A 14071-nucleotide genomic window follows, 5' to 3' on the forward strand; every position below is an offset into this window, starting at 1 on the left:
TTCTCCGGGTGCTCTGGCTGTCCGACGCTTGTTTAACTGGCGAGTAACCATCGGGCGTGATCAGAGTAGAGCGCCGTCGCCCGGCGCGTAAGAGGCAACGGAGAGTGGTTTCATAACGAACGGACCCCCGCGCGAAGGCGCGGGGGTCCGTTGTGGCGGCGGTGCGGAGAGCCGGTGATCGAGGGCGTACTACTTCTTCTTGCCGCCCGACTCGTCGCTGGAGAGCACCGCGATGAAGGCCTCCTGGGGGACCTCCACGGAGCCCACCATCTTCATCCGCTTCTTGCCCTCCTTCTGCTTCTCCAGGAGCTTCCGCTTACGGGAGATGTCGCCGCCGTAGCACTTGGCGAGGACGTCCTTGCGAATGGCGCGGATCGTCTCGCGGGCGATGACCCGGGAGCCGATGGCGGCCTGGATGGGCACCTCGAAGGCCTGGCGCGGGATGAGCTCGCGCAGCTTGCCGACGAGCCGCACACCGTAGGCGTACGCCGCGTCCTTGTGGCAGACGGCGGAGAAGGCGTCGACCTTGTCGCCGTGCAGCAGGATGTCGACCTTGACCAGGCTGGCGGCCTGCTCGCCGGTGGGCTCGTAGTCGAGCGAGGCGTAGCCGCGCGTCTTGGACTTCAGCTGGTCGAAGAAGTCGAAGACGATCTCCGCGAGCGGCAGGGTGTAGCGGATCTCGACCCGGTCCTCGGAGAGGTAGTCCATGCCGAGCAGGGTGCCGCGGCGGGTCTGGCACAGCTCCATGATCGAGCCGATGAACTCCGACGGGGCGAGGATCGTGGCCCGCACGACCGGCTCGTACACGTCCGAGATCTTGCCCTCGGGGAACTCGCTCGGGTTGGTGACCGTGACCTCCTTGCCGTCCTCAAGGACGACCCGGTAGACCACGTTCGGCGCGGTCGCGATCAGGTCGAGGCCGAACTCGCGCTCCAGGCGCTCGCGGATCACGTCCAGGTGCAGCAGGCCGAGGAAGCCGACGCGGAAGCCGAAGCCGAGCGCCGCGGAGGTCTCCGGCTCGTACACCAGGGCGGCGTCGTTGAGCTGGAGCTTGTCGAGGGCCTCGCGCAGGTCGGGGTAGTCCGAGCCGTCCAGCGGATACAGACCGGAGAAGACCATCGGCTTCGGGTCCTTGTAGCCGCCGAGCGCTTCGGTGGCGCCGTTGTGCAGGCTGGTGATGGTGTCACCGACCTTGGACTGTCGGACGTCCTTCACGCCGGTGATGATGTAGCCCACCTCGCCGACGCCGATGCCGTCGGCCGGGGTCATCTCGGGGGACGAGACGCCGATCTCAAGGAGCTCGTGGGTGGCGCCGGTCGACATCATGCGGATGCGTTCGCGCTTGTTGAGCTGGCCGTCCACCACACGGACATAGGTGACGACGCCTCGGTAGGAGTCGTACACCGAGTCGAAGATCATGGCGCGGGCGGGCGCGTCGGCGACGCCGACCGGGGCGGGCACGTCGCGGACCACGCGGTCCAGGAGCGCGTCCACGCCGACGCCGGTCTTCGCCGAGACCTTCAGCACGTCCTCCGGCTGGCAGCCGATGAGGTTGGCGAGCTCCTCGGAGAACTTCTCCGGCTGGGCGGCCGGCAGGTCGATCTTGTTGAGGACGGGAACGATGGTGAGCTCGTTCTCCATGGCCAGGTACAGGTTGGCCAGCGTCTGCGCCTCGATGCCCTGGGCGGCGTCGACCAGGAGGACGGTGCCCTCGCAGGCGGCCAGAGAGCGCGACACCTCGTACGTGAAGTCCACGTGGCCCGGGGTGTCGATCATGTTCAGGATGTGGGCCCGGCCCTGGTCGGGGCCTTCGGTGGGGGCCCACGGCAGCCGGACCGCCTGGCTCTTGATCGTGATGCCGCGCTCGCGCTCGATGTCCATGCGGTCGAGGTACTGGGCGCGCATCTGCCGCTGCTCGACCACGCCGGTCAGCTGGAGCATCCGGTCGGCAAGGGTCGACTTGCCGTGGTCGATGTGCGCGATGATGCAGAAGTTGCGGATCAGCGCCGGGTCGGTACGGCTCGGCTCGGGCACGTTGGGAGGAGTCGCGGGCACGCAGGGTCCTGATTCTTGAGGCCCGCGGTCAAATCGCGGCGCCTCGTCTCGGGTCGACGACGGTTCGATACGTAAGTAGCGCCTCTATGGTCCCACGCCTGCGGGCCTGTGCTCGGTTTGGGCTGGTCGGCGGGCGACTGGTACCGTGGACAGCTGTGTCTCGTCACCCTTGTGGCGGCGGGGCCGACCTAAGATCGAATCATCGAACCTGCAAAGGCTCTTTCGTGGCGAACATCAAGTCCCAGATCAAGCGGAACAAGACGAACGAGAAGGCGCGCCTGCGCAACAAGTCCGTCAAGTCCTCCCTGCGCACCTTCATCCGCAAGGCCAACGAGGCTGTCGCCGCCGGCGACGTCGAGAAGGCCACGGCCGCGACCCGCGCCGCTTCGCGTCAGCTCGACAAGGCTGTCTCGAAGGGTGTCATCCACAAGAACGCCGCCGCCAACAAGAAGTCGGCGCTGGCGCACAAGGTGGCCGGCCTCCAGGGCTGAACACCCCGCTTCATCTGATCGACCCGCCCGACGGGACCAAGCGGCCCCTCTACCGCTCCCCGACGGCACCCCAGTGCCGCGCGCGGACGCGTTCGCCACGCGGGCGCGGCGCTAGCCATAAGTAACCCGAAGGCCCCGTTCCCTCCTTCCCCAGGAGGAAACGGGGCCTTCGTGCTGCCCGGGATCAGTGGTGGACGCGGCCGACCAGGTCGACGACCTCGCCGAGGAAGCCCTCGTCGAGCATGGTGGAGACGGCGGTGTCGCCCTCGTCGCGCAGCCCCGCGTCATGGCAGGCCACCCCGACCAGATAGCCGCCGTCGAGCTCGAAGGTGTCGAACGCCCACTCGCCGTGCGAAGCGGGCTCGCCCTGCGGGGTGAGTAGCGTGGTGGCCTCGGCGTCGAAGCCGAACTGGGTGAAGCCCATCCGCATGCCCTGCCCGAGCGCCTTGGTGTACGCCTCCTTCAGCGTCCAGGTGCGCACCAGGCGGCGCTGCCGTTCGGCCTCGTCGAGGGCGCCGAGCCAGCGGCGCTCGGCGGGGGTGCACAGGTGGCGCTGGACCGCGGAGTACTGGATGCGGCGGTCGGCGAGCTCGGTGTCGACGCCGACCCGGCCGCGCCGGTTCAGACCCACCACCAGGAGGTCCCGGGTGTGGCTGAGGCTGACCTCGATCTGGTCGCAGCCGCGCAGATAGGGGCGCCCGCCCGCCTTGGAGGCGAGCTCGACGGTCTCGGGCGGGGTCTGCAGGGCGGCGCCCGCGGTGTACTTCACCAGGAGCCGGGAGGCGGCGAAGCGGTCGCGGGCCTCGGGGTCGGCGAGGTTGTTGAGGCGCTGCCAGTCGCGGGCGCCGAGCAGGGGGCGCAGCTGGGGGTCGGCGATGGCCGCGGGCAGCCAGTCCCGCCAGTTCGCGTGGACGACGACATGGCCGTGCCAGGCCATGGACTGCCGCACCCGGCTCCATGGGCTGTCCGGTCCCGGCATCAGAAGGGGTTCGGCGATGCCCGTCCTTGTGAGGGGGCTCATGGGGTACCTGCTTCCGCCAGAGGCGCGTCGTGAAGATCGAAACTGCGGCCGGCCCGAAAGCGCGCCAGCAGCTCCTCCGCGACCCGGTCGACGCAGTCCGGCGGCAGCGGAGGAAGGGTGAGGCCGAGCCTGCGCCCGTAGCGGTGCAGGGCGAGCACCAGCCAGGCGGGGTCGGCGAGGAAGCCGGTGGTGTGCCGGTGGCGCTCCCACACGGCGAGGGCCGCGCCGGCCGCGACAAGGACCGAGTGCCGGTCGGCGAGGGCTGCGGTGGCGGGGCTCGCGAGCGCGGCCCGGTCGCCGGGCTCGATGAGGAGGCAGGCCTCGCGCACGGCGAGCAGGTCGGCGTGGAAGGCGGCGGCCATCGTCCGGAGCACTTCGCCGTACGGTCCGGTGGCCGCCGATCCGGCGAGGCGGGCGGCGGACGCGGTGAGGGAGGCGGCCAGGAAGTCCCCGCCGCCCGCGACTTCCAGGCCGCCGATGTCGAGGTGCGGTACGGGTTCGGCGCCGCGGAACAGGGCGGCGGGCGGTTCGGCCTCGCGGCCCCAGAAGTGCCGTGCCAAGACCGGGAGTTGGGGGATGACCACGGCCTGGCAGGAGGCGGTCCCGGCGTGGCCGAGCCCCGCGGCGGGCAGGTCGCGCAGGAGCTTGGTGAGCATGCCCTGGTCGGTGTCGCGGCTGTAGCCGCCGGCCCCGAGCACGGTGGCGAGCTCCTCCAGGTCGTCCCTGAGCAGATCCGGTACGAGGTACTTGAGTTCGGCGGCGGCCAGATGGGCCGCCCCGGGCAGCAGGGACAGGGCGCGCAGCACGGCGGTGGCCATGGCGTCGCCCGCGAGCAGATCGGCGAACACCCCGGCCAGCACGCCGCGTTGGCGCCTGCCCAGGGTGTCCCCGGCTGGCGCGGCCCGCACCGCGGCGCGCAGCACCGTGTCGACGGAGGCGATGACGGCGCCGGTGATGAGGGTGCGGTTGAGCTGGAACGTACGCAGGGAAAGGCGTACGCCCGCGCCCGGTTCGCCGACCAATGCGTCGCCCGGCACCTCGCACGCGTCGAACTCGTACCCGGCGAAGCGGCAGCCGCGCATGCCCGTGGTCGGCCGTCGCTTGAGCAACTGGACGCCTTCTGGCGGGAGTTGTGCCGGGTCGAGCAGGAACACCGAGTGCGAGGCGGGTCCCGGCGCGGGGTCGGTGCGGACGTAGGCGACGACGGCGCCCGCGCGCTCGGCGTTGATGACGACGTCCTTGCGGCCGTCCAGGACGAAGCCGCCGGAGTACTCCATGGCGGTGAGCTCGCCGCGCAGCATCGCTGTGCCGTGGGCGAGCGAGCGGTGCACGATGGCCGCACGGCCACCCGCCACGAGCAGCCGGGCCACGCTCTCGCGCTGCCGCGGCGACCCGGCGGCGAACACCGGGGCCGCCGCGAACAGCGAGGTGATGCCGTAGCCGAAGGCGAGCGCGACATCGCGGCGGAAGACCGGCCGGAGCATCCGCATCAGCTGGTCGGCGTCGCGCAGCCGGCCGCCGAGCGCGAGGGGCACCAGCTCGGCGCCGAAGCCCTCCTGGTCGAGCAACTCTTCGGCGGCGCCCAGGAGTTCACTGTCTCCGTCGGCTGCGAGCAGGGCCCTGAAGCCCAGCGGGTTGGCCGGGTCGCAGGGGTCGCCGAAGCGGAATTCGAGCCGCTCGGCCCGGTGGCGTACGTCCGGGTCGGCGGCGGCCCGGACGGCGGCGATGGGCATGGACTCAGCCTCCTTCTGCGGCGTACGGGGGCGCCGACGCGTACAGCGGGCGCAGTTCGCCGCGCAGGTAGAGCTCGCGCATCAGCGAGCGGCGGACCTTGCCGCTGGTGGTGCGGCGGACGGTGCCGGGGCGGACCAGGACGACGCCGCCAAGGGACGCGCCGAACTCCTGGCGCAGGCAGCCGCGGACGCGCTCGGCGAGGTCGGCGAGCTGGCCGCGGCTCCAGCCGGCGCCGCGGATCTCCTGGATGGCGACGATCTCCTCGCGCTCGGCGGGCGCGGAGAGCACCACGGCGGAGCCGAACGGGGCGCCGGACTGGGCGAGTTGGCGCTCGGCCTCCTGCGGGTGCAGGGTGCGGCCGTCGACGAGGAGGGCGTCCTTGATGCGGCCGGTGAGGTAGAGCTCGCCGTCGCGCAGCGCGCCGAGGTCGCCGGTGCGCAGGAAGCCGTACTCGCCCGAGGAGGTGGCGTGGCCGAAGACGGCGGCGGTCTCCAGGGGGCGGCGCCAGTAGCCGTCGGCGACGGCCTCGCCGCGCACCCAGATCTCGCCGACGGCCCCTTCGGGAAGCACGGCCGAGCTGTCCGGGTCGACGATGCGCACGGTGACGCCGCGCGCCGGTCCGCAGCCGGCCAGGGTGCGCACCGGGTGGCCCGGCACCGGCGGTCTCAGCTCGCCGTGCTCCAGGCCTTCGGCGGACACGGTGGCCGGGGCGGGCGGCAGCCCGTCGGCGAGGCTGACCAGGAGGGTGGCCTCGGCGAGCCCGTATCCGGCCGCGAGCGCGCCGGGGCGCAGGCCCGAGGCCGCGAAGCGGTGGGCGAAGGCGCTGAGAGTGACGGCGGAGACCGGCTCGGAGGCGTTGACGGCGGTGGTCAGCGCGCTCAGGTCCAGGTCCGCGAGGTCGTCGTCGCCGGCTTCGGCGAGGCAGCGGGCGTACGCGGAGTCGGGGGCGGCGGTGACGGTGACGCGGTGCCGGGCCACTTCGCGCAGCCAGCTCAGCGGGGCGGCGGCGAACAGGCGCTGGGGCATCAGGACGGCGGTGGCACCCAGCCAGAGCGGGTGCAGCAACTGGCCGATCAGGCCGAGGTCGTGGTGGAGCGGGAGCCAGCCGCCGATGCGGGCGTCCTCGTCGGTGCCGAGCGCGGCGCGCAGGCTGTCCATGGTGGCGAGCAGGTTGGCGTGGGTGACCTGGACGCCGCGCGGGGCGGCGGTGGACCCGGAGGTGTATTGCAGGAGCGCGACATCGGCGCCGGTCAGGGCGGGCGGCTGCCAGTCGGCGCCGTCGTCGGGCAGGCAGTCGACGGCCAGGCACACCACCGCGGAACGCCCGGCCTCGGCGAGGCGCCGGGAGAGTTCGGGGGCGTGCGCGGACTCGGTGAGCATGACGGCCGCGTCGGTCTCGGCGGCGATCGCGGCGGTACGTTCGGCGGCGGCCCGCGAGCTGTCCGGCGGCGGCACGGGCACGGCGACGGCGCCCGCGTACAGGCATCCGACGAGGGCGGCGACGGTGTGCGGGCCGCCGTCCATCGAGATCAGGACGGGCGCGCCGGCCGCGCGGCGGCGCAGCAGCGCGGCCGCGACGGACCTGGCCCGTACGTCGAGTTCCCGGTAGGTGCGGTGGTCGGCGTTGCCCTCACCGTCCAGGCAGAGCAGAGCGGTCCGTGCGGCCCGGTCGGCGAACCGCGCCGCCAGTGCCTGCGTGAAGCTCTTGGCTGGGGTCATCCTCTGCTCCCTGGTGCTCGGACGATGGATGGTTGGTCCTCCTACTCTGTGCCTCGGCCCTCGACGGGTACTTGAAGATCAACTGTGTGGGGGCGGCCGGGCCGCTCATCCTCTGCGTCCGGGCACCTCGTTCAGCAGGTCCTGCAGGAGCAGGAGCTCCTGGCGGGTGAGCGGGACGTCGGGGCGCAGCCGCTCGGGGTGGCCCGGCGGCGGGCCGTCGTCGTCGGTGCGCAGCATCAGGCGGAACCCGCTGTCGAGCGAGCGCAGCCGGGCCCTGTTCCCGTCGGCGGCGGTCAGATACATGTCAACACCGCCGTGCACCATGAGGGCTTCGCCCACGGGTCGCAGGCAGCGGCCGATGAAGCGGCGCCATGTGCCCTTGGGACGGCGGCGGGCGGAGCCGTCCCGTCCGTCCGGAACGTCCTGGTTCTTCCGGCGGGCCATGTCAGTGAACACCTTCCGAGCTGGGGTGTCCGTTCATGTTCACGTCACCTCTCCCTTCCCCCTGGCCGCCGGACGGCGCCTGGGTGGAGGGAGGATGGGAGCGACCACTTGAGCCGTGGTCGGGTTCTGGCTGAAAGGCGCGGGTGCGGAACCGCTCGTACCGGTCCTGAAACGGCATGTGCCGGATTAGTCTCAGCCCCGGGTCTTGGCCACGGCCTATTGCATAATCCTTAGCAACCGACCCATGATCCAGCACAACGGGGGGCACCATGGTGCGAGTTCTGATTGCCGAAGACATGCATATGCTGCGCAAGGCATTGGTGTCGCTCATTGAACTGGAGTCCGACCTGGAAGTGGTCGCCGAGTTGTCGTCCGGTACGGACATCGTGCCGACCGCGATGGCCATGCGGCCGGATGTCGCCGTTCTCGATATCGACCTGCCCGGCACCGACGGGATCACCGCCGCCGCTGGGCTGCACACCTCGGTACCGGAGTGCCGCACGCTCATCCTGACCAGCCTCGGCAGACCCGGGAACCTCAGACGGGCGCTGGCAGCCCACGTCTCCGGTTTCCTTCCCAAGGACTCCGATCCCGACAGTCTCTGCGCCGCGATCCGCCAGGTGGCGGCGGGCGAGCGGGTCATCGACCCGCAGTTGGCGCTCGCCACGCTCGACTCCGGCCCCTCGCCGCTCACCGACCGCGAGCGGGAAGTGCTCCAGCTCGCCTCGGAGGGCATGGAGGCCGGCCAGATCGCGTCCCGCCTCCACCTCTCCTCCGGCACCGTTCGCAACTATCTGACCTCGGCCGTCAGCAAGCTCAACGCGCGTAACCGGGTCGATGCCATCCGTATCGCCCGCGAGGCGGGCTGGCTGCACTCGGTCTGAGCACCGGGCCGGAGCTGCCGCATCAGCCCCGGCCGAAACGTTCCTGCCGCCCCTGGTCTCAGGCGGCGAGGAGTTCGACCTCGGCCCTGAGCTCGAACCGGCCGTCGGGCCTCGGCCCCGCCGTGAGCCGGCCGTTGACCGCCTCGACGCGCGTCGTCAGATTCCCGATCCCGCTGCCGCCGCCAAGGCGTGAGGCGAGCGAGGGATCGCCGCTCCGGTCCGCCCCGTCGTTGACGAGGCTCAGCCGCACCGCGCCGGCCGTCCGCTCGGCGGTGATCTCGCAGCACTCCGGTCTGCTGTGCCGCAGCATGTTGGTCAGGCCCTCGCGCACGAGTGTGGCGAGCACGGTCTCCACGTCGCCGGGCAGTTCACCGCAGTCGAGCCGGACGGTGGCGTGGATGCCGGCCCCGGCGAGCATGGCCATGGCGTGCTCGGCCTCGGCGCTCAGACACATCCGCCGGCTTCCGCCCGCCACGGTGCGCACATCGGCGAGCGCCTCGTGGACGATGCCGAGCACCTCGGTCAGCTCGCGCCGCGCCTGCACCGGCCGGGTCGGCGCGAGCCGCCGTACCAGTTCGCACTTCAGCGTGATCGCGGACAGGCTGAAGCCGAGCAGATCGTGCAGGTCACGGGCAAAACGCAGGCGCTCCGTCGTCACCGCCAGGCGGGCGATCTCGGCGCGGGAGCGGTGGAGTTCGGTGGCGAGCTGGGCCATCCTGGTCAGGCCGAACACGACGACGGCGCAGATCGGCGTGTACGCGGTCTCGTAGATCACGTCCTGCGTCGAGACGCCCACCGCGTACTGCGCGGCATCGCTCGCCACGGTGACCAGGACCAGTACCGGCCACGCGGCCACCGCGGGCAGGGCGAGCAGCGCCGATCCGGCGAGGAAGCCGGGGATCCCGGCCCAGGCCTCGCCGAACACCAGGAACGGCACGAACTGGAGCAGCGCCTGCGCCCCCAGCGCCCCGTACCGCAGGCGGCCCTTCCAGCTCGGCCCCCAGGCGAAACGCCGGTGGAAGGACTCGGCGAGCTGGAGCGCGAGGCAGCCGAGCAGGCAGAGTTCGACGGTGGGCAACCCGTGCGCGTAGGGGGCGTACGACCAGCCCTCGGCCGAGTACGACAGGAAGTAGCCGACGAGGACGGCGAGGGTGATCGCGCCCGCCGCCCGGGGCATCATGTCGGTGCGGCCCGGGCGCGCCGCCCTGCTCCGGTCGCCGGTGGCCGAGGTACGCCGCCGCGGCCTCGGCGCCTGTGCGTCCTGCCGGAGCGGGACGACCGCGCGCAACCGGAACCAGCCGCGCCCGTCGGCGCCGTGGGTGAGGGTGCCGCCCAGTTCACGCAGCCGGGAGTCGAGCGCGGCGAGGCCACTGCCCGGCTCCGGCCCGGCCGTGCGGCCGCGGCCGGCACCGTCGTTGCCGAGCACCAGGACGGCGACGCCACCGCCGCACTCGGTGGTGATCACGCAGCGCTCGGCCTTGCTGTGCCGCAGCATGTTCGTCAGGCCCTCGCCGAGCGCGGTGGCGAGGACGGTGTCCACGGGGGCGGGCAGCTCACCGCAGCGGTGGCGCACGGTGGTGTCGATGCCCGCCGCCGACAGCATCGAGACGGCGGCGTTCGCCTCGTCCGACAGGGACATCTGACGGTAGCCGCGGCTCACCGAACGCACATCGGCGAGCGCCTTGCGCGAGGTGCGCAGCACTTCGCCGACCTCGTCGTACGCCTTCTCGGGCGCGTCCGCGAGCAGCCGGTACGCGAGTTCGCACTTGAGGGAGATCGCGGAGAGGCTGAGCCCGAGCACCTCGTGCAGATCGCGGGCGAACCGTAACCGCTCCCCCGCCACCGCGAGGCGGGACAGTTCCTCGCGCGACGCGTGCAGCCGGTCGATCATGTCGGACATCCGCGAGAGCCCGATGACGACCAGCGGAATCAGCACCGCCTCGATGGCCCCGTACACGAAGTCCCCGGCGTCGAAGCCGAAATGGCCGAACAGCGCGAGCTCCCCGGCGACCGCGCAGGCGAACAGCGGCCAGCCGAGCGCCGCCGGAAGGACGAGCACCGCCGAAGCCGCGAAGAACTCCGTCATCCCGCCCCACGCGGCCCCGAACGCGATGATCGGCAGATAGGCGAGCAGGCCTTGGAGCACCCAGGTCGCATACCGGTAGCGGCCGAGCCGCAGGATGAACCCCGGGAAGGAATGCACCAGTTGGAGCCCCATGATCGCGGCGAACCCGAGCACGGCGGCCACGGCGTGCCACACCGACGGGTGTTCGGCCCAGACGTGACTGCCGTCGATCACGAAGAAGCCGAGCAGCACCCCTGCGGTGATGGCGATCGCGGTACGCCGCGGCAACGCCCGCCCGGCGGCGCGGCCCGGGACCCGGTGGCCCTGGGCCACCGGGTCCCGGGCCGCCGGGTTCCCGTCCGCCGGATTCCGGTCCACCGGTTTCCGGCCCGCTCGGCCGACTGCATCGGTCCTCAAGTGTCCCCCGTGAGCTTGCTTTTCTTCGGTTGTGGGCGGTGCGTCGCGCGTAGACCGCATCGTGGTGAGGCCTGTGAACGCCTTCCGGCAGGATTGACGCCTCGACGCGTCAGGCAGCCGCGGCGAGGAGCTCGACTTCGGCCTTCAGCTCGAACCAGCCGTCGGGCCGCGCCCCCGCCTCCAGGCGGCCGTTCACCGCGTTGACCCGCGTGGTCAGATTGCCGATCCCGCTACCGCCGTTGACCTTCGAGTCAAGCCCCGGGGCGGCACACCCGTCCACCCCGTCGTTGACGAGAGTGAGCCGCACCCCGGCCGCCGTGCGCTCCGCTGTGATCTCGCAGTGGGCGGCTTTGCTGTGCCGCAGCATGTTGGTCAGCCCTTCCCGCAGCATGGTCGCGAGCACCGTCTCCACGTCGCCGGGCAGCTCACCGCAGTCGGTGTCCACGGTCGCCCGGATACCCACCCCCGCCAGCATCGCGGTCGCATTCTCCGCCTCCGCGGTCAAACTCATGCGCTGGCGCCCATCGGCCACCGTCCGCACATCGGCGAGGGCCTGGCGTGCAATCTGCAGCACCTCGGTCAACTCAGCCTGCGCCTGCACCGGCCGGCTCTGCGCAAGGCGGCGTACCAGCTCGCACTTGAGCGTGATCGCGGACAGGCTGAACCCGAGCAGATCGTGCAGGTCACGGGCGAAGCGGAGACGCTCCGTCGTCACGGCCAGACGGGCGATCTCCGTGCGGGACCAATGGAGTTCAGAGGCCAGCTGCGCCATGCGGGACAGGCCGAAAACGACCAGGGCGCAGATGACGGTGTAGGCCGTTTCGTAGATGAGATCCGTGAGAGTCCCGTCAACCTGGCAGAAGACGATGTCGGTGAGCACCGTCAGAGCAGTGACCAGCCCCCAGCCTGCAGCCGTCGGCAGCATGAGGAGCGCCGAGCCGGCGACGAAACCGGGCATTCCCAGCCAGGTCGGGCCGAGAAAGAACCAAGGCACGCATTGAAGCAGCAGCATTCCAGCGAGGGCGCCGTGGCTCAGCAGGCGTGGGTGGCGGGTCGACCAGGCGTATCGCCATTGGAAGGAGACAGCGAGCTGGATCACGAAAGTTGCGAATATGAGCAGTTCCGTCGCCACGGCCTTGCCGAACGGCGGCTGGTAGGACATGGCGATCAGGGAATACGCGAAGAAATAGCCCACCAGGACCGCGAGTGTGATCGCTGCGGCGGCCCGGGGCACCAGATCCCGGTGGCCGTGGGGTTGCACCGGTGATTGTTCGGCGTCATCCGTGTCGGAGACGGTCACGAGGTCCGAGCCCCGATCCTCTCCGGCCCGTTCTGGCAGCGGCACGACGGCTTCGAGGCGGAACCAGCCCTGGTCGTCGGAGCCGTGGCTGAGGGTGCCGCCGAACTTCTTGATTCGACAGTCGAGTGCGGCGAGGCCTCCGTCCGTGCCGCCCTTGGGGAGCCTTGCACGGCCGATGCCGTCGTTGGCGAGCGTCAGGACGGCGCCGGCGCCCACGCGCTCGGCCCGGATCTCGCACTTCTCGGCCTTGCTGTGCCGCAGCATGTTGGTCAGACCCTCCCGCAGCGCGGTCGCGAGGACGGTGTCCACCGCTGCGGGCAGTTGGCCGACCTCGAACTTCAGCGTCGTGCGGATGCCCGCGGCAGACAGCATCGACACCGCCGCTTCGGCCTCGCCGGACAGCGACATCTCCCGATAGCCCCGGCTGACCGAACGCACATCGGCGAGCGCCTTGCGGGAGGTGCGCAGCACTTCACCGAGTTCCTCGTTCGCCTTGGCCGGCGCGTCCGCGAGCAGCCGGTAGGCAAGCTCACACTTGAGGGAGATCGCCGACAGGCTGAAGCCGAGGACGTCGTGCAAGTCGCGGGCGAAGCGCAGTCGTTCACCCGCGACCGCGAGTCGCGACAACTCCTCGCGGGAACGGTGCAACTTCACGATCATGTCGGACATCCGCGACAGCCCGATGACGATCAGCGGGATCAGCGCGCCTTCGACGACGTTGTAGAGGACGGTGTTGGTATCGCGGCCGCTGTACAGACCCCAGCAGGTAAGCACTCCGGCGCCGAAGAGCGGCCAGCCGATCACCGCCGGGAAGATCAGGACCGAGGAGGCGGTCAGGAACTCCGTCATCCCGCCCCACGCGAAACCGAACAGGGCAAGGGGGACGTAGGCCAGGACCGCCTGGAGGCTCCAGGTCGCGTACCGATAGCGGTAGACGCTGGGAAGTAGCTGCGGAAAGGAGTGGGTGAGTTGCAGACCCAGGATCGCGACGAAGCCGAGCAGGGCGACGATGCGTTCCCACCATGGCGGATTCTCGGCCCAGATGAAGACGGCGTCGATCACGAAAAAACCGAGGAGTGCGGCCGCGGTCACGGCTATTGCCTTACGCGGTGGAAGCACCACGCTGCCGACGTCCGCGGATATTCCTTCCGTACGGTCGACTACTTCTGCTTTCAACTGTCCCCCATGGTTCACGGTGCTCGGTCAGAAGCACGTCTCCGGTCCGGATCATAGGTAATCCGGAGGCCGAATCTGTAGTGCTCGACCGGTTCTCACAGCCGGGCGGCACCGTTGAGATCCACCGCGGAGAGCATTCCGGCGGCGACCGCGTAGGCGCGGGCGGCCTGGACGACGGTCCCCGGAAGCGGAACGTCCAGCGGTGACCGAAAATCGCCCTTCCCTCCCTGCAGATGGAGCAGCAGCCGCGGAGCGTCGGGGCCGTGCAGCTCGATGCGGTGGTCGCAGCCCTCGTACGAGAGCACGGGATCGCGTCCGGGCCTGCGCAGCACCGCTTCCTTCGGCACGCGGAGTTCGCCTCCGGGGGCGACCGGCGGCGGGTGGAACGACGCCCGCGGTGAGAGCGGGATCACGCTCAGGAGCGGCGAGGCGCCGATCGCGAGGTGGCGCACGATCACGTGCTGGAGCGGGGCCAGGGCGTCGAGCAGTTCCCGCGAGGCCTCGTTCCACTCGCCCTCGGGCACGTCGTAGCCGGGAAACCCGGGCACCACATTGGCGAGCGACACGGGCCCCAGCTGCATCCGGCGCAGAGCCTCGCACAGCAGCGGCCCCGGCCGCTCCAGACGCAGCTCCCCCCACGGCGTGCGCAGCACGGTGCTCTGGCCGAACAGCACCGTGACGTCCTCGCGCAGCGACCAGAACTCACCGAGTTCACGGGCCGCGAGGCGGTCGATACGCATGAGAGAGGGTCCTTCCACCGGCAGG

At 71.0% G+C, this 14071-nt stretch carries 10 protein-coding genes; 2 read left to right on the forward strand and 8 right to left on the reverse strand.

Annotated elements, in window-relative coordinates; translation table 11 throughout:
• Nucleotides 1–189: 189 nt before the first annotated feature.
• On the reverse strand, nucleotides 190–2055 hold the full coding sequence (lepA, locus tag ADK54_RS14890; protein WP_078966389.1) for a translation elongation factor 4: 1866 nt from the start codon (nucleotides 2053–2055) through the stop codon (nucleotides 190–192).
• 224 nt (nucleotides 2056–2279) lie between these two features.
• On the opposite strand from lepA, the gene rpsT reads away from it, so the two are divergent.
• On the forward strand, nucleotides 2280–2546 hold the full coding sequence (gene rpsT, locus ADK54_RS14895) for a 30S ribosomal protein S20 (RefSeq protein ID WP_053726104.1): 267 nt from the start codon (nucleotides 2280–2282) through the stop codon (nucleotides 2544–2546).
• Nucleotides 2547–2730: 184 nt separating this feature from the next.
• Here rpsT and ADK54_RS14900 read toward each other — a convergent pair whose 3' ends face one another.
• The 4 genes from ADK54_RS14900 to ADK54_RS14915 all read right to left on the reverse strand — a co-directional run bounded on the left by ADK54_RS14900 (nucleotide 2731) and on the right by ADK54_RS14915 (nucleotide 7464).
• Nucleotides 2731–3567 carry a 4'-phosphopantetheinyl transferase family protein gene (locus tag ADK54_RS14900; RefSeq protein WP_053726105.1) on the reverse strand — a complete coding sequence of 279 codons (837 nt, stop codon included), beginning with the start codon at nucleotides 3565–3567 and terminating at the stop codon, nucleotides 2731–2733.
• A complete protein-coding gene (locus tag ADK54_RS14905; RefSeq protein WP_053726106.1) occupies nucleotides 3564–5300 on the reverse strand; it encodes an acyl-CoA dehydrogenase in 1737 nt (578 codons plus the stop codon). Before ADK54_RS14905 ends, ADK54_RS14900 begins: the two co-directional genes overlap by 4 nt.
• Nucleotides 5301–5304: 4 nt before the next feature.
• Nucleotides 5305–7020 carry an AMP-binding protein gene (locus tag ADK54_RS14910; RefSeq protein ID WP_053726107.1) on the reverse strand — a complete coding sequence of 572 codons (1716 nt, stop codon included), beginning with the start codon at nucleotides 7018–7020 and terminating at the stop codon, nucleotides 5305–5307.
• A gap of 105 nt (nucleotides 7021–7125) precedes the next feature.
• On the reverse strand, nucleotides 7126–7464 hold the full coding sequence (locus ADK54_RS14915) for a DUF6059 family protein (protein ID WP_053726108.1): 339 nt from the start codon (nucleotides 7462–7464) through the stop codon (nucleotides 7126–7128).
• A gap of 269 nt (nucleotides 7465–7733) precedes the next feature.
• On the opposite strand from ADK54_RS14915, the gene ADK54_RS14920 reads away from it, so the two are divergent.
• Nucleotides 7734–8348 carry a response regulator transcription factor gene (locus tag ADK54_RS14920; RefSeq protein WP_053726109.1) on the forward strand — a complete coding sequence of 205 codons (615 nt, stop codon included), beginning with the start codon at nucleotides 7734–7736 and terminating at the stop codon, nucleotides 8346–8348.
• 58 nt (nucleotides 8349–8406) lie between these two features.
• Here ADK54_RS14920 and ADK54_RS43385 read toward each other — a convergent pair whose 3' ends face one another.
• The 3 genes from ADK54_RS43385 to ADK54_RS14935 form a co-directional block, all read right to left on the reverse strand.
• Nucleotides 8407–10791, reverse strand: a complete 2385-nt coding sequence (locus ADK54_RS43385; protein WP_053726110.1) for a sensor histidine kinase — start codon at nucleotides 10789–10791, stop codon at nucleotides 8407–8409.
• Between the two features lie 148 nt (nucleotides 10792–10939).
• The gene (locus ADK54_RS43390; protein ID WP_078966390.1) at nucleotides 10940–13222 is read right to left on the reverse strand and encodes a sensor histidine kinase; all 2283 of its coding nucleotides are present in this window, start codon (nucleotides 13220–13222) and stop codon (nucleotides 10940–10942) included.
• Between the two features lie 179 nt (nucleotides 13223–13401).
• Nucleotides 13402–14046 carry a hypothetical protein gene (locus ADK54_RS14935; protein ID WP_053726111.1) on the reverse strand — a complete coding sequence of 215 codons (645 nt, stop codon included), beginning with the start codon at nucleotides 14044–14046 and terminating at the stop codon, nucleotides 13402–13404.
• Between the last annotated feature and the right edge of the window lie 25 nt (nucleotides 14047–14071).

The organism is Streptomyces sp. WM6378 (assembly GCF_001279695.1).
Lineage (GTDB): Bacteria > Actinomycetota > Actinomycetes > Streptomycetales > Streptomycetaceae > Streptomyces.

What these genes read in the sequence shown, in the direction of transcription:
- ADK54_RS14900 (WP_053726105.1), bottom strand. Translation starts at nt 3,567, where the DNA reads ATGAGCCCCCTCACAAGGACGGGCATCGCCGAACCCCTTCTGATGCCG.
- ADK54_RS14905 (WP_053726106.1), bottom strand. Translation starts at nt 5,300, where the DNA reads ATGCCCATCGCCGCCGTCCGGGCCGCCGCCGACCCGGACGTACGCCAC.
- ADK54_RS14910 (WP_053726107.1), bottom strand. Translation starts at nt 7,020, where the DNA reads ATGACCCCAGCCAAGAGCTTCACGCAGGCACTGGCGGCGCGGTTCGCC.
- ADK54_RS14915 (WP_053726108.1), bottom strand. Translation starts at nt 7,464, where the DNA reads ATGGCCCGCCGGAAGAACCAGGACGTTCCGGACGGACGGGACGGCTCC.
- ADK54_RS14920 (WP_053726109.1), top strand. Translation starts at nt 7,734, where the DNA reads ATGGTGCGAGTTCTGATTGCCGAAGACATGCATATGCTGCGCAAGGCA.
- ADK54_RS14935 (WP_053726111.1), bottom strand. Translation starts at nt 14,046, where the DNA reads ATGCGTATCGACCGCCTCGCGGCCCGTGAACTCGGTGAGTTCTGGTCG.